Source organism: Kribbella sp. NPDC023855 (assembly GCF_040639475.1).
GTDB lineage: Bacteria > Actinomycetota > Actinomycetes > Propionibacteriales > Kribbellaceae > Kribbella.
The window spans coordinates 30,867-52,220 of the sequence record NZ_JBFAAA010000013.1; the positions used below are offsets into that span (position 1 = coordinate 30,867).

General features: G+C 68.5%; 16 protein-coding genes. 6 read left to right on the top strand and 10 right to left on the bottom strand.

Annotation, left to right across the window (positions count from 1 at the left end):
• Positions 1-144 precede the first annotated feature (144 nt).
• On the top strand, positions 145-7,650 hold the full coding sequence (locus tag AB0F51_RS32930; protein WP_360286126.1) for an Ig-like domain-containing protein: 7,506 nt from the start codon (positions 145-147) through the stop codon (positions 7,648-7,650).
• A gap of 52 nt (positions 7,651-7,702) precedes the next feature.
• A complete protein-coding gene (locus tag AB0F51_RS32935) occupies positions 7,703-8,164 on the top strand; it encodes a hypothetical protein (RefSeq protein ID WP_360286127.1) in 462 nt (153 codons plus the stop codon).
• Positions 8,165-8,177: 13 nt separating this feature from the next.
• Here AB0F51_RS32935 and AB0F51_RS32940 read toward each other — a convergent pair whose 3' ends face one another.
• The 3 genes from AB0F51_RS32940 to AB0F51_RS32950 are packed head-to-tail and all read right to left on the bottom strand — an operon-like array spanning position 8,178 to position 10,386.
• Positions 8,178-8,942, bottom strand: a complete 765-nt coding sequence (locus AB0F51_RS32940; RefSeq protein ID WP_360286128.1) for an alpha/beta fold hydrolase — start codon at positions 8,940-8,942, stop codon at positions 8,178-8,180.
• Positions 8,943-8,958: 16 nt separating this feature from the next.
• Complete coding sequence (locus tag AB0F51_RS32945; protein ID WP_360286129.1) at positions 8,959-9,258, bottom strand: hypothetical protein; 300 nt, start codon at positions 9,256-9,258, stop codon at positions 8,959-8,961.
• A gap of 60 nt (positions 9,259-9,318) precedes the next feature.
• Positions 9,319-10,386 (bottom strand): acyl-CoA desaturase, encoded by a 1,068-nt coding sequence (locus AB0F51_RS32950; RefSeq protein ID WP_360286130.1) that lies wholly within the window; start codon positions 10,384-10,386, stop codon positions 9,319-9,321.
• A 236-nt stretch (positions 10,387-10,622) separates the two neighbouring features.
• On the opposite strand from AB0F51_RS32950, the gene AB0F51_RS32955 reads away from it, so the two are divergent.
• The 3 genes from AB0F51_RS32955 (at position 10,623) to AB0F51_RS32965 (ending at position 12,999) form a co-directional block, all read left to right on the top strand.
• Complete coding sequence (locus AB0F51_RS32955; protein WP_360286131.1) at positions 10,623-11,921, top strand: sensor histidine kinase; 1,299 nt, start codon at positions 10,623-10,625, stop codon at positions 11,919-11,921.
• Positions 11,873-12,520 (top strand): response regulator transcription factor, encoded by a 648-nt coding sequence (locus AB0F51_RS32960; protein WP_360286132.1) that lies wholly within the window; start codon positions 11,873-11,875, stop codon positions 12,518-12,520. The genes AB0F51_RS32955 and AB0F51_RS32960 overlap by 49 nt, the downstream gene beginning before the upstream one ends.
• A 62-nt stretch (positions 12,521-12,582) precedes the next feature.
• A complete protein-coding gene (locus AB0F51_RS32965) occupies positions 12,583-12,999 on the top strand; it encodes a YciI family protein (protein ID WP_360286134.1) in 417 nt (138 codons plus the stop codon).
• A gap of 105 nt (positions 13,000-13,104) precedes the next feature.
• Here AB0F51_RS32965 and AB0F51_RS32970 read toward each other — a convergent pair whose 3' ends face one another.
• The 4 genes from AB0F51_RS32970 to AB0F51_RS32985 are packed head-to-tail and all read right to left on the bottom strand — an operon-like array spanning position 13,105 to position 16,416.
• Entirely contained in the window at positions 13,105-13,836 is a 732-nt protein-coding gene (locus AB0F51_RS32970) for an amino acid ABC transporter ATP-binding protein (protein ID WP_360286136.1), read from the bottom strand.
• A complete protein-coding gene (locus tag AB0F51_RS32975; RefSeq protein WP_360286137.1) occupies positions 13,833-14,738 on the bottom strand; it encodes an amino acid ABC transporter permease in 906 nt (301 codons plus the stop codon). Before AB0F51_RS32975 ends, AB0F51_RS32970 begins: the two co-directional genes overlap by 4 nt.
• Positions 14,735-15,595, bottom strand: coding sequence for an ABC transporter substrate-binding protein (locus AB0F51_RS32980; RefSeq protein WP_360286138.1), 861 nt, complete (start codon positions 15,593-15,595; stop codon positions 14,735-14,737). Before AB0F51_RS32980 ends, AB0F51_RS32975 begins: the two co-directional genes overlap by 4 nt.
• Complete coding sequence (locus tag AB0F51_RS32985; RefSeq protein WP_360286139.1) at positions 15,592-16,416, bottom strand: helix-turn-helix domain-containing protein; 825 nt, start codon at positions 16,414-16,416, stop codon at positions 15,592-15,594. The genes AB0F51_RS32980 and AB0F51_RS32985 overlap by 4 nt, the downstream gene beginning before the upstream one ends.
• A gap of 49 nt (positions 16,417-16,465) precedes the next feature.
• Here AB0F51_RS32985 and AB0F51_RS32990 point away from each other — a divergent pair, with 49 nt between their 5' ends.
• Positions 16,466-17,254 (top strand): phytanoyl-CoA dioxygenase family protein, encoded by a 789-nt coding sequence (locus AB0F51_RS32990; protein WP_360286141.1) that lies wholly within the window; start codon positions 16,466-16,468, stop codon positions 17,252-17,254.
• Here AB0F51_RS32990 and AB0F51_RS32995 read toward each other — a convergent pair.
• The 3 genes from AB0F51_RS32995 to AB0F51_RS33005 are packed head-to-tail and all read right to left on the bottom strand — an operon-like array spanning position 17,251 to position 21,319.
• The gene (locus AB0F51_RS32995; RefSeq protein ID WP_360286143.1) at positions 17,251-18,426 is read right to left on the bottom strand and encodes a hypothetical protein; all 1,176 of its coding nucleotides are present in this window, start codon (positions 18,424-18,426) and stop codon (positions 17,251-17,253) included. The two genes, AB0F51_RS32990 and AB0F51_RS32995, sit on opposite strands and share 4 nt — an antisense overlap.
• Positions 18,427-18,444: 18 nt before the next feature.
• Positions 18,445-19,497, bottom strand: a complete 1,053-nt coding sequence (locus AB0F51_RS33000) for a hypothetical protein (protein ID WP_360286144.1) — start codon at positions 19,495-19,497, stop codon at positions 18,445-18,447.
• A 40-nt stretch (positions 19,498-19,537) separates the two neighbouring features.
• Complete coding sequence (locus tag AB0F51_RS33005; RefSeq protein ID WP_360286146.1) at positions 19,538-21,319, bottom strand: 3-hydroxybutyryl-CoA dehydrogenase; 1,782 nt, start codon at positions 21,317-21,319, stop codon at positions 19,538-19,540.
• Positions 21,320-21,354: the final 35 nt, after the last annotated feature.

Sequence of the window (21,354 nt, forward strand, 5' to 3'; positions counted from 1 at the left end):
GCGTCGTCCGGCCGCCGGGAGTCGTCGGCAATTTGTCGGATTCCGTCGCCGTCGGGTCGCCCAGTGCCGGACTGGACCGCTTCCCCGGCGACGCCAACCCGGACAGCGTGGGCCGCGACCTGGTCAGCGGGAAAGGGGTGGGGCATGTCCGCCGTGCGATGGTTCCGGATGTCAGTGGGAATGGTGCTGGGGGCGCTGTTGCTCAGCACAGTGGGCAGCGCGGGCTTGCCTGTCCTGACCGCCCCGCCGAGGGCGTACGCCGCGGTCGCGGTCAGCCTGGAGGCGCCGGCCACCCGGCACAGCGACGGCGCGGAGCTGGCCTGGAGCCGCTACGTCGCCGACGCCACCGCACCGTTCACCGGATACCAGGTGCATCGCTCGTCGACGGCAGGTTTCACCCCGTCGGCGGCGACCCTGCTGACCACGATCGGTGACGTCGGCACGACCCGGTACCGAGACACAACAGCCAAGCCCGCGACAGCCTTCTCGTACAGGATCGTGGTCGGCTCCCTCGTGTCGGGCGAACAGCGGGTGACCTTGCCCGTCGCGGGAAGGACCGACAAGACCTTGTCCGGCGAGGCTTCCTACGTCGCGCAGGACACCACCACTCCGGCCGCCTGCTACAACGACTACAACTACGGCAGCGCGGGCTGGCTGCGGACCGGACCTGCCACCAACGGCGTGGTCCACCGGCCGGTACTGCGGTTCGACCTACGCGACATCCCGCCGACTGCGACCGTCAGCAGCGCGGCGCTGGTCCTCAACTACGCCGCCACCACCTCCACCGTCGGGCAGGTGAACGTCCATCGCGTCAAGCAACCCTGGATCGAGGGCACCGGCACGGGGCAGTGCAACGGCACCGGCGTGACCTGGAACGAGACCCAGAGCGGGGTGAAGTGGGCCGCCGGCGGCAGCGCCTTCGACGCGGCGATCAGCGCGTCCGTAGCGGCCAAGTCGCGCTCGGCAGCCGGCGTCGACAACTTCGCGGTCACGTCGCTGGTCCAGAAGTGGGTCTCCGGTACGCCGAACCACGGGCTGATGCTGAAGACCGCCGCCGAGACGCTCCCCACGGTCCAGGCGTACTTCGACTACCGCAGCGACGACCACTCGGTGGCGGCCGAACGCCCCAAGCTGCAACTGAGCTACACCGACGGCACGACCGCGCGGGCTCCCCGCGCAGTGGTCTCCGAGCCGGCAGCCGGCCAGCTGGTCGCTGGTACCGCGGCCGTCCTCAGCGCCGCGGCCGGAGACGACCGCCGGGTCGACAAGGTCGAGTTCCTCGTCGACGGCGCCGTCGTCGCGACCGACACGGCCGCCCCCTGGACGGTCACCTGGAACTCGACCACCGCCGCCGCCGGCAACCACAGCGTCACGGTCCGGGCGACCGACGATGCCGGCAACGTGACCACCTCCGCCGGCAGCAGCATCCTGGTCGACAACTCGGCAGCGCCGTCGGCGGCCACGATCACCTCACCGGGGACCGGAGGTACCGTCAGCGGCACGGTGACAGTGGGCGCTTCGGCCACCGATGACGTCGGCGTGACGAAGGTCGAGTTCCTGTCGGACGACCAGGTCTTCTTCACCGACACCGTGGCGCCCTGGTCGGCCAGCTGGAACACCCTGGACGTGCTGACCCCGGCGTACGACGGTCCGCACTCGCTCAAGGTGCGCGCGTACGACGCGGGCGGACGGGTGCGGGAGTCGACCGTGGTCGGTGTCACTGTGGCGAACACGGCCGGCACGGCGTACCAGGCGTCGTACGACCTGAACGTCCTGGGCAACGGCGACGACGCCTTCGCCATCCCGCCGACGCTGCTGTCCAACGAGCTGGCCATGACGTCGGTGGATCCGGGCACCGGAACGACCGGCACGAAGGACCTCGCGAGTGCTCCGGTGGACAGCACGCTGGAGTACCAGGAGGGCACCTCACAAACCTCCAAGTCCGGTCCGTCCGTGATCGACGAGGTTCCACCGCCGCCGGACATGGTGTCGGCCAACGCGTTCCAGGCCGACGTCACCGTCACCAACAACAGCGCGCTGACGTGGCGGAACACGGGCGGCACGGATCTGGCTCTGTGGTACCGCTGGTACACCAACGACGGTGTGGTCCTGTTCGAGGGGCCGGGCACCGACTACTTCCCGCAGACCGTGCAACCCGGGCAGAGCAAGCGCATCCCGGTGACGGTGGAGCCGCCGGCGATGCCGCTCGGCACCGACCTCAGCCAGGTCCGGCTGCGGTTCGACATCTACGACCGCAACGCCACCACGCTGAACAAGTGGTACGCCGGACGCGGCAACAAGCCGGTCGACAACCCGGTGATCGTCGAGAAGCGGCTCGAGGGTGCGCTCGGGCTGGAGAAGTACTGGCAGTACGAGGGTGAGCCGGCCGGTGCGGGCCTGAACGTGATGACAAACGTTGCTAACGGCAACATGTTGTGGCGGTGGTCGCCGTTCTACGCGCCCGGCCGGGGCCTGGCCACCATGCTGGACCTGACCTACAACTCCCTCGAGGACCACTCCGAGTCGCCGGCCGGCAACAACGTCTCGTTGGCGATCTCCGGCCTGACCCGCTGGGGCTACGGCCTGGACATCCACCCGAACAAGGCCGACGAGTTGACCGGCAAGTCGCGCAAGTACGTCGTACTGACCGATGGTGACGGCACCACGCACCAGTTCACGGGTACGACGAACGCCGACGGCACGACCACCTGGACCGAGCCCGCGGGCGTCAACCTGTATCTGCGGTCCACCACCGACCCGGTCAAGCACTGGGCCCTGACCCGGCCGGACAACGTCACCTTCTGGTTCGACACCGACGGATACCCCACCTACGTGACGGATCGCAACGGCAACGAGTTGCGCTTCGAGCTGCAGGACACCCCACCGGGCGAAGACCCCGGTGGCCCGAAGCGCCGGATCGTCAAGGTGCACGACGCGGGCGGCCGGTTCTTCGAGATCGACTACTACAGCAAGGACGAGGCCAAGAAGGCGCACGTCCGGGGCAAGATCCAGCGGATCTACGACCACTCGCGGTCCGTACTGGACTTCGAGTACTACCACGACGGCAACCTGCTGCGGATCGTGCAGCGCGGCGGCACCCAGGCCAACGGGGCGCCGCTGGCCGACCGGTCGGTGGTGTTCACCTACACCGTGCCGAACGGAACCGGCCCGGCGATCCCCGACCCGGCCGCCCGGGTGAACCCGGATCCGCACACCCCCAGCCAGTCCACCCGGCTGTTCAGCATCCGCGACCCGCGGGGCGCGGAGACCACGTTCGCGTACTACGGCCCGTCCGAGGGCGCCCACCTGCGCTGGAAGCTGAAGAGCCGGACGAACCGCTCGGCGAAGACCACGACCTTCGGCTACAACCTGACCAGCCGGATCACCACGGTGAACGCGCCGCTGGCCCGGGACACCGACTACGCCTACGACACGCTGGGCCGGCCGACCAGGATCACCAACCCGAACGAGGAATCCACCGCGATCAGCTGGACGACCGATCACAAGGTCGCCCAGGTGACCGAACCGACCGGCGCGTACGAGGCCTTCACCTACGACCACAACGGCTACCTGCGGACCAAGCGCGACCAGGTCGGCGCGGTCAGCACGCTCGAGTACGAGTACCGCAAGCTCGACACCCGCGATGCGGCCGGTCACTGGGGTCTGCTGACCAAGCATGTCCCGCCGAAGGGCAGCACACACCAGACGACCTGGACCAACGACACAGCCGGCAACCCGGTCGTGATGCGTGACCCAGCGGGCTTCGAGACCCGCTACACCTGGAACCTGGCCGGATCGTCCGCGCCCGGCACAGTGGCCCGGGTCGACCGGCCCCGCGGCGGACCGATCAGCTACGCCTACGACCCGTCCGGCCAGCCGTCGCGGATCGACGAGGCGGGCCTGCGGGTCACCACACTCGGGTACGACGTCGACGGGCAACTGCGGTGGGTCCAGGACCCGAACCACCAGACCGCGAGCGGTACCGACGACCGGGCGTACCGGACGTACTTCGACTACGACGCCTTTCACCGGATGGGCCGGCAGAGCGCGCCGAAGTCCACCGCCCTGGACCGCGGCCGGCTGATCTGGTCGTCGGCCACCTTCGACCCGAACGACAACATCACCCGCCAGGTCGAACCGCACTTCGGCGGCTTCGTCGACGACGACGAGAACGCCGGCGTACGGACCGGCTCGTACGACGCGATGGACCGGCTGCTCGTCCAGGCGAACCCGGACAAGAGCGTGGACCCACTGGGCGAGCGCACGGAGTACCAGTACGACGACGCGGGCCGGCTGGTCGAGCAGACCAAGCCGAAGGGAGTGCTGACCGCCGAGGCGACCGACCCGCTCGACCACAGCACGCAGTACACGTATGACGTTCTGGACCGGGTAATCAAGCAGGCCGAGACCGGCAAGACCGCGGACGCGCCACGGGTGACCTGGCTGTGCTACGACCTCGCGGGCGACCTGCGCTCGGTCACCTCACCGCGGGCCAACCTGACCAGCCTGACCTGCCCGGCAACCGCCGCGCAGGCGTTCACCACCCGTTACACCTACGACGCCGCCCACCGGCCCGTCTCCCAGACCGACCCGCTCGGGCATGCGAACCGCACGACGTACGACACGCACGGGAACGTCACCGTCCGCGAGGCCGATATCGAGAGCGGCCGGGTGAACAAGACCGTCACCAGCTACGACGTCCGGGACCTGCCCGTCCGGGCCGACCAGAACCTGGACGCTGCCAACGGCAAGACGATCACCTCGCTGATCTTCTACGACGCCAACCGGAACAAGACCAAGACCGTACCGCCGCGAGCCTTCGACGCGGCCGGACGGCCCTCGACGTACACGGAGTCCACCTTCACCGAGTACGTCACCGTCAACGACTACGACCCGGTCGACCGGCTGGTGCGGACCACCCAGCCGTACAGCAACGCGGAGCCGGAGAAGCAGTACGTGCACCGTGCCTACGACGCGAACGGCAACCTGGCCTGGACCTCCTTCCCGGTCACCACCGCCGATTCCGCCGCGGTCGGCGACACGGCGAAGACCAAGATGACGTACTTCGACCCGGGCTGGATCCGCTCGACCAAGAAGCCGACCGACCCGCTCGAGATCTTCGACTACTTCGCCCAGGGCTGGCAGCAACTCAAGACGCCGGAGAAGAAGAGCCAGCCGGGTACCCCCGACCTCGAGCGGGAGATGCGCTGGGACTACTTCCTCGACGGCACGCTGAAGACCCGGACGGACCGGGACGGCAACGACAGCACCTACAGCTACGACGCCGGCAACAACATCCTGCGGGGCTTCGACGCCTCCGGCGTGACGGATGCCAACGACAGCCCGATGGAGACCGTGGCGACCTGGACCGGGTTCGACCAGCCGGAGAAGGTCAAGCACCGCAAGGAGAACGCGACCACCTGGAAGTTCAGCCAGTACGGCTACGACCTGAACGGCAACGTCGCCGAGCGGCTGGAGAACGGCGAAGAGTCCGCCTCCACCGGTGCTCAGACCAAGGCCCCGCGCCGGCACGTGCTGAGCTACGACGGCGCCGACTGGCTCACCGACCAGCGCGACCTGGGCACCGACGACACCTGCAAGGACGACCAGCGCATCGTCAACGACTACTGGGCTACCGGCTGGGAGAAGCAGCGCGACATCTTCAAGGCCAAGACCGGCTGCACCGCGGACGTGTCCACCTGGAAGCAGCGGCAGCGCAGTACCTGGAAGCACTTCGACAACGGCAAGCTGGCCGACCTGAAGACGCTGGCCTTCAAGGACGACGGTTCCAGCCGAGTGACCGAGTCGCACGACGTCGGGTACTTCGAGGGGACCCGGTACGAGAACGGCAACCGCACCACCGACCGGTTCATCCTGGAACGGGCCGAGGGCAAGACCGGCGTCACCACCTGTGTCGGTACCACCCCCTGCCTGCAGGACTGGGACTACGACCCGCGCGGCAAGGTGGTCAAGCACCAGAAGAAGGAAGGCAACGTCGCGCGGTACACCCTCGACCAGCCGGCCATGCTGATCACCGACAACACCATCCGCGGCGGCAACGTGACGACCGAGTCCGACGACGGCGACACGATCAGCAAGTTCTACGAGTCCAACCAGATCAAGAAGCTGCAGGCGGCCGGTAGCACCCAGACAGCCGACTACCGCTACGACGACTACGGCAACATGGACTGCGTCACCCTCGGCGCGCAGGCGAGCTGCCCGAACGGCGGCGCGTCGATGATCACCGACTACAGCTACGACCCGCTGAACCGGCTGAGCAGCCAGCGGCAGTACGCCGGGGGCTCGGTGAGCGACTCCGCGGAGTACACCTACGACGCGCTGGACCGGCTCACCAAGGAGAAGGAGAACCACACCGGCGACGCGGCCAACTCCCGCACCACCGACTTCGCCTTCGAGGGCCTGACCAACAACGTCACCGAGGAGAAGCAGACCGGCGGCACGAACCCGAAGACGAAGACCTTCTCCTACGACGCCTTCGGGCACCGGGTCTCGATGACCGACACGGTGAACGGCTCCACCCAGACCGACACGTTCACCTACTCCCACGACGTGCACGGCTCGGTCAGCCAGCTGATCGGTGACGCCGGGCAGGTCAAGGCGTCGTACGGGTACGACGCCTACGGCGGGCAGGACTCGACCGACGACGACGCGCAAGGGCTGACCACGGGTGACCTGAACGACAAGGCGCCACTCAACCCGTACCGGTACACGGGCAAACGGCTCGACTCCGGCTCGGCGACGGCCACCAAGGCAGCCACCAGTCTCGACATGGGCGCCCGCCGGTACGGCGTCGACACCGGCCGCTTCCTGCAGGCCGACATGTTCGCCAACGCCCTGGGCGATCTGAAGCTCACCCTCGATCCGTTGAGCGGCAACCGTTACGGCCTCGCCGCGGGCAACCCGGTCAGCTTCGTCGAGGTCGACGGCCACATGCTGCTGGCCGACGGCGGCGGAGGCGGGTCGACCACGCCGACGCCGACGCCACCGCCCACCATCTCGCAGGGCACCGGCGATGTACCGCAGGAGAAGGAACGCCCGGAGTACCCGGCCGGGGAATGGGAGAAGTACACCAACCTGTCCGACTACGTGCTCGGGCCGGCGATGGCCGGGCCGGCCGAGGTCGGCGGCTGGGGCAGCTGGGCTGGGAAGCACATGAAACACCAGTGGTCGTGGGTCCGGTCCCTGGCCGGTAAGTTCAACAGCTCACTCAGCCACAACGACATGATGCGCGACCTGGGCCGGTGGGCGCGGTCACCGAAGGCGACCTGGGCCGGTCGGGGGCTGGGCGTGGTCGGAGCGGGACTGAGCTTCGGCAAGCATCTCGCCGAAGGTGACCGGGCGGTGTCCGCCGGGGTGAAGACCGGTATCGAGGTCGGCGGCGCGATGGCCGGCGCGAAGGCCGGGGCCCTGGCGGGAGCAGCCATCGGTTCGTTCATTCCCGGTGCGGGTACCGCGGCCGGGGCGTTCATCGGCGGGGTGGTCGGAGCCGGGATCGGCGCGTTCGGCGCCAGCAAGTTGCTCGATACGGGCTTCGGTGATGCCGTCGAATCGGTGTCCGACACCGTGCAGGATGTCGGCGGCGACCTGCTCGAAGGCGCGGGTGATGCGATCGGCGGCTTGTTCGACTGAGACCGATCACCGAAGGTAGTGGACAGCGGATCATCGGACCGGGAGGCTGGGGATGGACAAGGGCACCGTCGACACCGGATTGCTTGTCGCGATCGTCCTGCTCGGCCTCCTGGTCCTGGGATCCCTCGTTCTGATGCCGAAGGTGTGGCGGTCGGAGGCCGACATCCAGAAGGAGGAGGCGACGGCGAAGTGGTGGCCGTTCAGCGAGGCCTTCCGGGCCGGCTTCCTGCGCTCGATCCCCGCCGCGGTGGGGGCCCTGCTGATGCTCGAGCTCGGACTGATCGCGGGCTTCTTCGAGCAGTACCTCACCGGTGACGGGAGCCGGTTGGCCAACCGGCTCACCGTGTACCTCGGGACGGCGTTCGTGCTGATGCTGCTCGTCGACCTCAGCGTGACGCTGTTCAACCGGCCCAAGTTCATCGTGCCGCCGGATGCGCGCGACGAGCGCGGCGCGGTCCCCCTGTGGTGGTCGAGCCGCAAGTACAAGAAGACGAAGCGCCGGCGGGCGGACTGAGTGGTGCCGCGGGTCAGGTGAGGAACGGGGTGACGGCGGCGAGGAAGTCGTCTAGGCGTTCGGCGTGGACCCAGTGGCCGGCTTCGGGGATTTCGGCGTACTGGACGTGGGGGAAGTAGCGCTTGATGGTGTCGCGGTGGTCTGCCTGGACGTAGTCGGACTTGCCGCCGTACACGAACAGCGTCGGGCCGTCGTACGTGCCGTTCTCGTCTTCGGGCCAGCCGGAGATTGCGGGCAGGGCTGCCTCGATGACGGGGAGGTTCGGGCGCCAGCGGGCGCCTTGGTCGTCGAGGATGAGGTTCTGCAGGAGGAAGGCACGGGTGCCGGGCGTCGGGACCGCTTCGGCCAGCTGGGCATCGACTTCGGCGCGGCGCTGGATGCTCGACAGGTCGGCCGCGCGCATCGCCCGGGCGTACTCGACGAAGGCCGGCGGGTAGGCGACCGGCGCGGCGTCCACCACGACGAGCCGGTCGACCACCTCGGGGTGCCGCAGCGCGGTCAGCATCGCGGTTTTGCCGCCCATCGAGTGTCCGACCAACCCGACCGGGCCGACGCCGAGACTGTTGATCGTCTCGACCACGTCGTCGGCCATCTCGGGATAGCTCATCGTGCCGGTGTGCGGCGACGAGCCGTGGTTGCGCAGGTCGAAGGCGTACACCCGATGCGCCGACGCCAGCCGGCGCGCGGCGGTCATCCAGTTCCGCCCCGACCCGAACAACCCGTGCATGACGACGACCGGCGAGCCACTCTCGCCGTACGACGTAACCGGAAGCTTCATCAAGACCTTTCGCGACTCAACGGCGGCGTTGCCAGCAGGTGGTGTGCCAGTGGCGGCGCTCGTCCAGCGACTGTCCCCCACCGATCGCCGCCAGCAGACTCGGCGTCTCCGGCCAGACGACCACGTGCGGCATCGCGGGCAGGATCGTCTGGTCACACCCGGGACAGCGGTACGACTTCCCCGCCGCCGACCCACTCACCTGCCGGACCATCCACGACCCGTCGGACCGCGACTCCCGCGCCTGATGCCCACCCAGCAACGGCCGGTCACTGACCGGCCGCGTGTGCTTGGAAGGCTTCTTCTTACGGGACACCATGGCAGTGCCAAGCCTATCGGCCCGAGCCCAAGACCCTTGCCGAGGTCAACCGGCTGTGGCTCAGGCGGGCTTGTGCTGGTCGCGGGTCTGGTCGCGGAGTTCGCTGCCGACCTCGTGCATGTGGCCGAGGCCCATCCGGTACGACTCGATCACGCCGGTGTTGAGGTACGGCATCCCGATCCGCTCGCAGTACTTCTCGACGATCGGCTGGGCGAAGCGCAGGTTGGCGCGCGGCATGCTCGGGAACAGGTGGTGCTCGATCTGGTAGTTCAGGCCGCCCATCATCCAGTCGGTGACGAGTCCGCCCTTCACGTTGCGCGAGGTCAGCACCTGCTTCTCCAGGTGACCCCAGTTGGTGTCGGCGTCCGGCATCTCCATGCCCTTGTGGTTCGGGGCGAAGACGCTGCCCAGGTGCAGGCCGAACAGTGCGTGGTGCAGTGCCGCGAAGGCGATCGCCTTGCCGGGCGACATGACCAGGAACAGCGCACCGAAGTACAGGATCAGGTGGGCGGCCATCAGGCCGAGCTCGATGCGGGCCTCGCGCTTGGCGCGGCGGCCGACCAGGAACAGCACGCTCGACACCTTCAGGTTCAGGCCTTCGAGGGTGAGCAGCGGGAAGAAGATCTTCGCCTGGTGCCGGGTCAGCCAGCCGTACAGACCGGTGCGGCCCTCGGCCTGCTCCAGCGTCCAGACCAGCACGCCCTCACCGACGTCGGGGTCCTTGTCGGTGTGGTTGGGGTTGGCGTGGTGCCGGTTGTGCTTGTCGTTCCACCAGCCGTAGCTCATCCCGCAGACGAAGTTGCCGTGCAGCATGCCCAGCACGTCGTGCAGCTTGCGCGAGCTGCCGACCTGCTGATGACCGGCGTCGTGACCGAAGAACGCCGCCCGGGTGGTGAAGATCGCGAGCGGGATGGTGAGCAGCAACTGCAACCAGGAGTTACCGAGCAGGACGACGCCGGCCCAGGTCGCCGCCAGCAGTGCCACGTTCAAGGTGATCGCAATCACATAGGACGCGGTACGGCGCTCCAGCAGCCCTGCGTCCTTGATCTCGCGAAGCAACGGCGCGAAGTCGCTGCCCTTCGTGGCTGTGCGTTCGCGGGTAGGGGCAAGGGCAATGGGCTGCGCCATCGGTGTCCTCATCTCAGAGCGGTGGGAGGCCTAGGCGTTCAGCCGCGGGCCAGCGTAGTGCATCCAGCCTGGTCGCTGAAGCGATCCAAAACATGAGTGCTACTACCCGAGTTGTGCGGGGTGCAGGTGCCCACTGGACAGTGGGCCTAACACCACTGAGCCCGGCCTGACTCTCCGTCATGATGGGTAGTGCCGGACCGATCTGGTCCACACCACATGTCCCGGGAGACACAGCAATGACGATCACGCAGCAGGCACCGAAGGCGCCGATGCGATTCCCCCGCCTGGCGCAGCCCTTCATCGCGCTCGGCCTGGCAGTGATGGCCGAGATCGGCATCGCCTTCTTCGTTCTCAACGTCGTCGCGGTCCCGCTGATCGCGGTCTGGGTCGGCATCCCGCTGCTGCTCGTGTTCGTCCCGTGCGTCCGCTGGTACGCCAACTGCCACCGCGTCCTGTACGCCGGGCTGATCGGCACCACGATCCCCAAGCCGTACAAGAAGCCGCCGATGCCCGGCATCCTGATGTGGCTGCGAACCACGCTGACCGACCCGGCGACCTGGCGCGACATCGCCTGGCTGCTGGTGAACGCGGTGGTCGGCTTCACCCTGACGCTGCTGTCGGCCGTCCTGTTCCTCGCCTCGATCTTCTACCTGATCTACCCGTTCCTGGTCTGGGTCACCCCGGACGGCGTCTTCACCGAGCCGTTCGGCGGCATCTTCACGGTGAACGTGGCGACCAGTTTCGTGATGATCCCCTTCGGCCTGTTCGCCTTCCTGATCTGGCTCGGCGCGGGTGAGCGGCTGCTGAAGGCCGCGGCGTACGTCGGCAAGTCGCTGCTCGGCCCGACCGAGAGCGCCCAACTGGCGATCCGGGTCCGTGAGTTGGCCGACTCCCGCGCTGAGACCGTCGACACCCAGGCGGCCGAGCTGCGCCGGATCGAGCGCGACCTGCACGACGGCGCGCAGGCCCGGCTGGCGGCGCTCAGCATGAACCTCGGGATGGCCGAGGAGATGGTCGCCCGCGACCCGGCCCAAGCGGCTGCGCTGCTCACCGAGGCCCGCGAGTCGGCCAGTACGGCGCTGTCCGAGCTGCGGGACCTGGTCCGCGGGATCCACCCGCCGGTGCTGGCCGACCGTGGTCTGGAAGGCGCGGTCAAGGCGCTCGCGCTGAGCCTGCCGTTCAAGGTGGACGTCACCATCGATCTGCCCGGCCGGCCGCCGGCGCCGGTCGAGTCCGCGGCGTACTTCGCGGTGGCCGAGGCGCTGGCGAACGCCCTCAAGCACGCGGCGGCGACCACGGCCTGGGTGCAGCTGACCCACGAGAACGAGCGGCTGCACATCCTCGTCGGTGACGACGGGGTCGGAGGCGCGACGGTGCGGCCCGGTGGCGGTCTGTACGGTATCGAAAGGCGGCTGGCCGCCTTCGACGGTACGTTGACCGTGGCCAGCCCGACCGGCGGGCCGACCACCGTGATCATGGAGTTGCCTTGCGAGTCGTCATCGCTGAAGATCACGCCCTCCTCCGGGACGGCCTGATCCGGCTGCTGGAAGCCCACGACTTCGAAGTCGTGGAAGCCGTCGACAACGGCCCCCGGCTGGTACCGGCGCTCGTCGAGCACCGGCCGGACGTGGCCGTCGTCGACGTCCGGCTGCCCCCGACCTTCACCGACGAGGGTCTGAAAGCCGCCATCGAGGCCCGCCGGCAAGTGCCCGGGCTGCCGGTGCTGGTGCTGTCGCAGTACGTCGAGCAGCTGTATGCCCGCGAGCTGCTCACCGGGGGCGGTGGCGCGGTCGGCTACCTGCTCAAGGACCGGGTCTCGAACGTGGCCGACTTCCTCGACTCGGTCCGCCGGGTCGCGGCCGGCGGTACGGCGATGGACCCGGACGTGATCGGCCAGTTGCTGGCCCGCAACACGCGGGACGAACCGATCGGACGGCTCACCCCGCGCGAGTCCGAAGTACTGGGCCTGATGGCGGAGGGACGCTCGAACGCGGCCATCGCCAGTGCGCTGTTCGTCACCGAGAAGGCCGTGTCGAAGCACACCAACAACATCTTCGCCAAGCTCGACCTGCCCCCTTCGGAGGACGACAACCGGCGTGTAATGGCAGTGCTGACGTATTTGTCGTCCCGGTGATGTCGAGAACCTGCGATCGGCTCCGTCTCCGGTGTACACAGCACAGCGATAGGAGAACTGAGATGACCAAGTTCCTGATCACGGTGGACTACAGCCCGGGCGTCATCGACACGCCGATGACCGAGTGGGCGCCTGAAGACGTCAAAGCGCACATGGCCTACTACACGCAGTTGAACGATGAACTGCGGGCCAGCGGCGAACTGGTCGAGCACCTCGCGCTGTCCTGGCCGGACGAGGCCAAGACGGTGGTCTCCGACGGCAAGGCCGCACCGGTCGTCACCGACGGCCCGTTCGTGGAGTCCAAGGAGATGCTGGCCGGCTTCCAGATGGTCGACGTCGACTCCCTGGAGCGCGCCCTCGAGATCGCCGCCCTGGTCTCCCAGGTCCCCGGCCCCGGCGGCGTCCCCCTCCAGCAGCCGATCGGCGTCCGCCGCGTCATGGACGACGCCGACTTCGAGGAACTCAACCCCCTCGGCTGACTCTGTTGCCACGAGCGGGAGTTCACTCCGGAGGAGATCCAGGCCCGGGTGGTGGAGTACCTCGCCTCCCGCTAGCCTGCGGCAGGCGATGGTTGAGGGCGGCCGTCAGAGGCGGATCCGGCGGAGGAACTCCTGGGTTCGGGGTTCTCTTGGGTGTTCCAGGACCTGCGACGGGGGGCCGACCTCGAGGGGGCGGCCGTGGTGGAGGAAGCAGACCTTGTCTGCCACCGAGCGGGCGAAGCTCATCTCGTGGGTGCAGATGAGCATGGTCATGCCCTCGGCCTTGAGCTCGGTCAGGAGATCCAGCACCTCGCCGACCAGCTCGGGGTCGAGGGCTGAGGTGACCTCGTCGAGGAGCATCAGCTTCGGGGAGTTGACCAGGGCCCGGGCGATGGCGGCTCGTTGTTGCTGCCCGCCCGATAGCTCGTCAGGTTTGGCCGACGCCTTCGCTGCCAGGCCGACGCGGTCCAGCATCTCCAACGCCCGGGTTCGCGCAACGTCCCGGCGTACGCCGTGGACGCGGATCGGGGCCAGCGTGACGTTGTCCAGCACCGAGAGGTGCGGGAACAGGTTGTAGGCCTGGAAGACGATGCCGATCCCCGATCGCACCCGGTCGGTGTCGACGCGGGGGTCGGTGATGTCGGCACCGGCCAGTTGGATCACGCCGTCGTCGACGGTCTCCAGCAGGTTCACGCAGCGCAGCAAGGTCGACTTGCCGGAGCCGGAGGCGCCGATGAGGACGACGCACTCCCCCTCTTCGACCTCCAGGCTGAAGTCGTCGAGCACGACGTTGGTCCCGAAGGACTTCCGCACACCGCGGATGGACAACAGGCTCACACCACACCTCCCCCGGCGCCGTACCAGCCCTGCCGCCGCGCGACCCAGTCGGTCAGCCTGGTCAGTGGGATCGTCAGCGCAACGAACAGCAGCCCGGCGACGACGTACGGCGTGAAGTTGAAGTCCTCGGCCGTCTCCAGTTGCGCCGCGCGGATCGCGTCGATGACACCCAGGACGGCGATCAAGCCCGAGTCCTTCTGCAGTGAGACGAAGTCGTTCAGCAGCGGCGGCAACACCCGGCGAACCGCCTGCGGCAGTACGACGAAGCGCAGCGTCTGCCGGTGCGACAGTCCGAGCGAGCGCGCCGCGGCGCGTTGCGACGGGTGGATCGACTCGATACCCGCGCGGAAGACCTCAGCGACGTACGACGAGTAGGTGAGCACCAGCGCGGCCCCACCCCAGATCACCGCCTGGTTGGGCAGACCGCGCAACTGCAACGCCGGTACGCCGAAGCCGAGCAGGAAGATCACCAGCAGCAACGGCAACCCGCGAAAGATGTCGGTGTAGGCGGCGGCGAACATCCGCAGCGGGAAGAAGATCGGCCCGCGCAGCGTGCGCATGATCGCCAGCGTCAGACCGAGAATCACGATCAGCACGGCGCAGACCAGCATCACCCGGACGTTCAGCCACATCCCCTGGGCGACGACCGGCAAGGCCTCCAGACCGCGATCGAAGTCGAAGAACGTCGCCCGCACCCGAGGCCACCCCGGCGTCGACCCGACCCCCAGCACCACCAGCCCAACCAGCACGACGGTGCTGATCCCGGCGATCGCGCCGGAACGGACGGTACGCCGCCGCCGGTAAGCCAGCCGCTCGAGCTGGAGCGCGGACGGTCGCCAGCCGGTCGAGTCGGCCGGAGCCTGCGTCCGTTCGTTGCTGCCCGGCTTCTCCGAGCCGTTCACGAGAGTTCGGGTGCGCCTTCTGCCGTGAGCCACTGCTTCTGCAGGTTGGCGAGGGTGCCGTCAGCGCGGAGCGCGTCGACCGCCTGCGACACACACGGCGTCAGCTTCGAGCCCTTCTCCAGCACGAAACCGAACTGCTCCGGCTTGTCCGTCGCCGGCAACTGGCCGACGATCTTGCCCTTGTCGAGCTGCGCCGCGGTCATGTAGAAGCCGGTCGGCAAGTCGACGACGATCCCGTCGATCTGCTTGTTCTTCAACGCCTGCACGGCCAGGTCGTTCGTGTCGAACACGGCCGGCTGCTGCTTCGGCTTGATCACGTCCCGCAGCGACGTGTAGCTCGTCGTCCCGACCTGCGCGCCGAGCTTCGCGTCCGCCAGCTGAGCCATCGTCGTCGCCCCGGCGATCTTGCTGCCCTCGGTGGTGACGACGGTCTGCCGGACGTCGTAGTACCCGGTGGAGAAGTCGACCGCCTTGCGGCGGTCCTCGGAGATCGAGATCTGGTTGACGTCCAGGTCGAACTTCTTCGGGCCGGGTGCGAACGCGGCGTTGAACTGCACGGTCTGCCACTTCACCTCGGCCGGCTCGAACCCGAGCTTCTTGGCCACCGCGTAGGTGACGGCCGACTCGTACCCCTTGCCGTTGGACGGGTCGTCGCCCGAGAACCACGGCTGGTACGCCGGTTTGTCGGTGCCGACCGAGAACGTCCCAGCGGTCTTCAGGGCGAGTTTGTCCTTGCTACAGGCATCGGCCGACGCGGGCGGCGCCGCAGTACCGGCGGTGTCATCTTCTGGCGCACAGGCGGCAAGCCCGACAACGGCGAGAGCGGCCACGACGGCCAGGGCAGCACGAGCAGTCATGGCAGCAGCGTAGAGGCCAACTGCTGCCGGTACTGCGTGGGGCTGTGGCCGGTGTGGGCGCGGAAGCGGGTGGAGAAGTAGAGGGGGTTGGTGAAGCCGACTTCGGTGGCGATCGAGGTGACGGGGCGGGCGGTGAGTTCGAGGAGACGCGCGGCTGCGTCGAGGCGGCGGCGTTCGACGAACTGCTGGGGTGTGACGCCGAGCTGGCTGCGGAAGAGGTGCGCGAAGCGGGAGACCGAGAGGTTGCTGGTCCGGGCAAGCGCGGCGATGGAGAGGTCGGCGCGGAGGTTGCGGTCGACGTACTCGATGGTGCGGAGCAGGCGATCGTCGATCCGGGCCGCTTTGGGGTTCTGCGTGTCGCACCACAGCAGTGCCGCTTCGAGGGCGTTGAGGCTGAGCAGCTCGCCCTGGGGCAGGACGCTGTCCTGCTGCCGGACCGTCTCGGACAGGGCGTGGGTGATCCGTTCCGCCGCGCTCGGGCTGGGCCTGAGCTGGAGGATGCCGGGGGCAACGGACGGCCAGTCGAGCAGCGGCAGCCAGTCGGGGCGCGGGTGGAAGTGGGCAAAGAGGAAATGCCAGCGGTCACCGGCCGTCCCGTAGTCCTGCAGGGTGCCGGGGCGGATCAACGTGGTGACGCCCGGACCGGCGTGGATACCGCCACCGAGACTGCCGTGGCCGTCAAGGGTGTGGAGCAGCAGCCAGTCCGTCGTACCGCGGCGTCGGTAGGTGGCGTAGCTCGGGCCCTCGTCGAACTCGCCCGCCAGCAGTCGCCGGACCGTCGGGGTGAAGGAGTCCGGTCTAGCAGGATCTCGAAGGTTCACAGCTCGATAGGTTATCCCGCCGCCGGCTGCTTCCGGCGATCCTGGAGACATGACCAGCACAGTTGCAGAGGTTTACCAGCGGGACGGGATCGTGCAGGTCCCGGGACTGCTCACTCCGGCCGAGGTCCAGAAGATCAAGGCTGCTTACATGGCTCAGGTCGCGGTCGACCACTCGCTGGCGATCGACGACAAGGTCCCGGCGGAGGACCCACTGGCCAAGTACCCGCGGTTCGTCCACCCGCACCGGCGGACCGAGGTCGAGGCCGGCCGGCTGGCCCTCGAATGGATGCTCGACAGCCGGATCCTCAATGTCGTGGAAACCCTGATCGGGCCAGCGCTGGCGGCCCAGTCGATGTTCTACTTCAAGCCGCCGGGCGCGCGCGGCCAGGCGATGCACCAGGACAACACGTTCCTGCGGGCGCACCCGGAGACCTGCCTGGCCGCCTGGATCGCGATCGACGACGTGGACGCGGAGAACGGCGGACTCGCGGTGGTCCCCGGTTCGCACCAGGTCGAACTCGTCTGCCCCGAGCAGGCCGACCTGACCGAGTCGTTCACCAACGCCGAAGTACCGATTCCCGACGGCATGAGCAAGGTGCAGACGCGGATGAAGGCCGGCGACGTGCTCTTCTTCCACGGCAGCGTCGTGCACGGCTCCCGGCCGAACACCAGCACCGACCGGTTCCGCCGCTCGCTGATCTTCCACTACATCCCCGAGGACAGCACGGAGATCGCCGCCTTCTACAACCCGCTGATCCGCCCGGATCGCCGGACCACCGTCATCACCGAAGCCATCGGCGGCGGCCCCTGCGGCGACTACGCCAACGCAGAGCCCTAAGCCCTCGTCGCAGCCCCGAGCCCGACAGCTCCACCGGTTAGCACCAGTACTGCGACCAGCAGGCTCCACACCGGATACAAGGGCTCGAAGGCGATGCCCCGAGCCTGACTCTCGGCTGCGGCCGCTGCGAGGGCGGCCGCCAGCGCGAGTGCGACCAGACCGAAGCTCATCGCCAGCACCCGTCCGACGATCAACCCCGTCGAAACCTTCCGCTCGGGCATCGCGAACCGCAACCGCGAGCCGGCCGCCTGCGGATGCGTGCCCCACTCGTCGACCACGTGACGAGGCAACAACGCACCAAACCCTTGTACTGCGGTCACCCCGCGAACCAGCGACTCAGGAGTCAACCCCTGCTCGTCATAGGCGACGAGCGCGTCACCGGTGACCACCAGACCGAGCGGCCGCGCGTCGAGCAGCAGCTGCATCGCGCGGGGCTGCAACATCGCCATCAGATAGCGCGAGTTCTCCCCCAGTACGTCGAACGACCGGTTGAACTCCGCACTCTCCAGGTCAAGGTCCGACCGGGTCAGGGCGCGCCCTGGAACCACCTGCAGCCAAGGAAGCGCCTTGGGCAACCTGGCCCCGACGAACACGGCCAGCCGGCGACGGCACAGCAGCCCGTGCCATTCGAGCCACCGCACCTCGAAGGCCGCGCCGTCCGGCGTACGGATCACGTTGCGGACGACCCAGCGGCGGCCGACCGGCAACGGCAGCGCAGTACCGGGGAGAACGAGGTCGGGCGGGAGTTCCCGGTACGCCGTCCAGCCGCGCGCCTGGGCCACGTCGGCCAGCGCGCGAGTTGTTGCCCAAGGCCACGAGTAGGCCACGAGCGCGATGGCCAGGACAAGCAGCACCAGGACCGGCGAGATCGCGATCGCGAGGAAGGCGGCGCGGGATCCTGCGTCGAACAGGCCTGCCACGATGCGACCGGCCGCGAGGGCGATCACGGCAACGGCAATCCACCGGCCGACGCGCGCCGAACCCACGGACATTCCGGTGAGCAGAGCTACCACCGGCAGCCCGAGGATCGCGAAGGCGACCATGCTCGACGTCCACCCCGGCCAGTCGGCGCCGACCAGGTCGGGCATCAGCAACAGGGCGAAGGCCGTGCAGACCAGGATCAGTAGGTACGCGACTCCGAGCATCTGCTCGCCGAACGACTTCCTCCGCATGCCGCGGAGTCTGCCAGTTCAGACGGCGAACAGACGGATGACCTCGGCCACCCAGTGCCGTGGCGAGAACGCCCAAGCCGCGGCCTCGGTCTCGTCGGCGTGGACGAGGAGCCGGTGCCAGGACACCAGGCGGTGTACGACGTGCAGCGGGAGGGCGGCCTGCAGTTCGGCGCGGAGCACGTCGAGGGGTGCGAGGTCGGTCCACTGCCCGAGATAGGCGTCGGTGATCTCGGTGAGGCGTGGATCGTCCGCGGCCCAGCTGTCCGGGTCGTCGGGGTCGACAAGGGTGTCGCGGACGCAGGACAGCGTCACGAACGGGTGACCCCAGAGCGCGTCGCCGAAGTCGAAGAACCGGAACGGCGCCGCCGGATCGGCCGCGAACACGTTGTGGGCATGCAGATCGTTCTGGTCGAGCGACAACGGAATCGCCCCGGACAACCGCGATCCCCAGGAAGCAAGATTGTCAGCCGCCCGGTGCAGCTCACCGACTTTGTCGCCCATCGCCAGGGGGTGGTCGGTCTCCAGGTTTTCGAACCAGTCGGCGATGCCGTGGACTGTGCCGGCGAGTTGGTCCGGGCCGAGCGCGGTCAAGCCGCTCGCCAGCAAAGCCTTCTCGGCGGGAATCGCGTCGCGCTGCAGACCGGCGTACTCGATCACCAGGCGGCGCCACAGCGCCAGAGGCTCGACCTGAGTTGGTTGATCGCCGAGGGTCACGCCCTGGTCCGCGGTGAGCAGCCAGCCGCGCGTGGCCTCGATGGCGAGCGGAGCGATCACGTGCTGCGGGAGCTCGCGCGCCATCGCCTGCACCAAGGCGGCCTCGAAGGACTGGCCGGGGTTGTTCTCCTTGAACCAGTACAGGCCATGGTCGGTCGGGTAGCACCAGACGGCCGCCCAGAAGCGGATCTTGTACGGAATCGGGTCTCCGGTGACGGCGATCCCGCTCGCAGCCAACTGCGACCGCACCCACGCGTCGGCCGGCCCGAACCACTCGGCGCCGGTCCAGCGGCGTACCCAGTGGCCCTCGGCATCCTTCATCAGCGACCGCGGCTTCGGCGGCGTACGGTCTTCCATCCCTGGAGGGTAGATGCGGACCAGCGCGGTCCGCACTCGATTAAGCCCGGGAGTAGTCGCGGAAACCGCGGCCGGTCTTGCGGCCGAGGTACCCGGCGGTGACCAGGTGCTCGAGCAGCGGGGCCGGCGCGAACCCGGGCTCACGGAACTCCAGGTACAGGGTCCGCTGGATCGCCAGCGAGACGTCCAGGCCGACCACGTCGAGCAGCTCGAACGGGCCCATCGGGAGCCGGCAGCCCAGCTTCATCGCCGCGTCGATGTCGTCGACCCCGGCGTAGTGCGCCTCGAGCATCCGGACCGCGTCGTTCAGGTACGGGAAGAGCAGCGCGTTGACGATGAAGCCGGCCCGGTCACCGCACCGCACCGGGTGCTTGCCTGCGGCAACGGCCAGCGCGGCGACGGTGTCGGCCACCTCGGGTGCGGTGCTGACAGTGCTGACCACCTCGACCAGCTTCATCACCGGCGCGGGGTTGAAGAAGTGCAGGCCGACCACGTCGGCGGGCCGCTTGGTCGCCATCGCCAGGTCGATCACCGGCAGGCTGGACGTCGTGGTGGCCAGGATCGTGCCCGGCTTGCAGATCTCGTCGAACGTCTCGAACAGCGCCTGCTTGACGCTGAGCTCCTCCACCACCGCCTCGATCACCAGGTCCACGGCGCTCAGGTCGTCGAGTTTCGCCGTACCGGTGATCCGGCGGAGGGCCTCGTCACGCTCCTCGGAGGAGAGCTTGCCGCGCTGGACGCCCTTCTCCAGCGAGCGCTCCAGGCCGGCCCGGACGCGGTCGACCTTCTCCGTGCCGCGGGCGACGTACAGGACGTCGTACCCGGCCTTCGCGCAGACCTCGATGATGCCGACGGCCATCGTGCCCGAGCCGACCACGCCGATCTGCTTGAGCGGCCGGATCGGCGCCGCGGCCGCGTCCGCGGACGGCGTCAGGTCGTCCTCGACGACAACCGGCGAGTCGGGCGCCTCGTAGGTGTAGAAGCCGCGGCCGGTCTTGCGGCCGAGCAACCCGGCGGTGACCATCTGCTTGAGGATCGGGGCCGGCGCGTGCAGCCGGTTGCGGCCCTGCTTGTACATCGTGTCGAGGATCTCGTACGCCGTGTCGAGGCCGATCAGGTCGAGCAGGGCCAGCGGGCCCATCGGGTAGCCGCAGCCCAGCCGCATCGCCGCGTCGACGTCCTCGCGGGTGGCGTAGCGCGACTCGACCATCGAGACGGCGTGGTTCAGGTAGCCGAACAGCAGCGCGTTGGCGATGAAGCCCGCGCGGTCGGCCGCGACCACCGGCACCTTGTCGAGCCGGCGAGCGAGCTCGAGCACGTCCTCGACCACATCGGGCTCGGTGACGACGGTCTTGATGACCTCGACGAACTCCTGCACGGGCGCCGGGTTGAAGAAGTGCATGCCGACGACCCGGCGCGGACGCTGGGTGGCCACCGAGATCTCGGTGACCGACAGGCTGGAGGTGTTGGTGGCGAGGATGGCGTCCTCGCGGACCACCTTGTCCAGCGCGGAGAAGATCTCGCGCTTCAGCTCGAGCCGCTCGATCACGGCCTCGATCACCAGGTCACAGTCGGCCAGTGCCTCGATCCCGGTCGCGAAGGTGACCCGGTCGAACAGCGCCTGCTGGTCCTCGACCGACAGCTTGCCGCGCTTCACCGCCCGGTCGGTCGAGTGCTGGATGTGCCCGCGGCCACGCTCGACCGCCGCCTCGTCACGCTCCACGCCGACGACGCTCAGCCCGTGCCGGGCGAACACCTCCGCGATACCGGCCCCCATCGTGCCGAGCCCGACCACTCCGACTGTCTTCAGTTCACGCGCCATGGCTCGAAGTGTGCCAGTCACCACACTGGTCCGCA

Coding starts and splice junctions, on each gene's coding strand:
- AB0F51_RS32990 (WP_360286141.1), top strand. CDS start 16,466: ATGACCAGCACAGTTGCAGAGGTTTACCAGCGGGACGGGATCGTGCAG.
- AB0F51_RS32940 (WP_360286128.1), bottom strand. CDS start 8,942: ATGAAGCTTCCGGTTACGTCGTACGGCGAGAGTGGCTCGCCGGTCGTC.
- AB0F51_RS32955 (WP_360286131.1), top strand. CDS start 10,623: ATGACGATCACGCAGCAGGCACCGAAGGCGCCGATGCGATTCCCCCGC.
- AB0F51_RS33005 (WP_360286146.1), bottom strand. CDS start 21,319: ATGGCGCGTGAACTGAAGACAGTCGGAGTGGTCGGGCTCGGCACGATG.
- AB0F51_RS32930 (WP_360286126.1), top strand. CDS start 145: ATGTCCGCCGTGCGATGGTTCCGGATGTCAGTGGGAATGGTGCTGGGG.
- AB0F51_RS32995 (WP_360286143.1), bottom strand. CDS start 18,426: ATGCGGAGGAAGTCGTTCGGCGAGCAGATGCTCGGAGTCGCGTACCTA.
- AB0F51_RS32950 (WP_360286130.1), bottom strand. CDS start 10,386: ATGGCGCAGCCCATTGCCCTTGCCCCTACCCGCGAACGCACAGCCACG.
- AB0F51_RS32980 (WP_360286138.1), bottom strand. CDS start 15,595: ATGACTGCTCGTGCTGCCCTGGCCGTCGTGGCCGCTCTCGCCGTTGTC.
- AB0F51_RS32945 (WP_360286129.1), bottom strand. CDS start 9,258: ATGGTGTCCCGTAAGAAGAAGCCTTCCAAGCACACGCGGCCGGTCAGT.
- AB0F51_RS32935 (WP_360286127.1), top strand. CDS start 7,703: ATGGACAAGGGCACCGTCGACACCGGATTGCTTGTCGCGATCGTCCTG.
- AB0F51_RS32965 (WP_360286134.1), top strand. CDS start 12,583: ATGACCAAGTTCCTGATCACGGTGGACTACAGCCCGGGCGTCATCGAC.
- AB0F51_RS33000 (WP_360286144.1), bottom strand. CDS start 19,497: ATGGAAGACCGTACGCCGCCGAAGCCGCGGTCGCTGATGAAGGATGCC.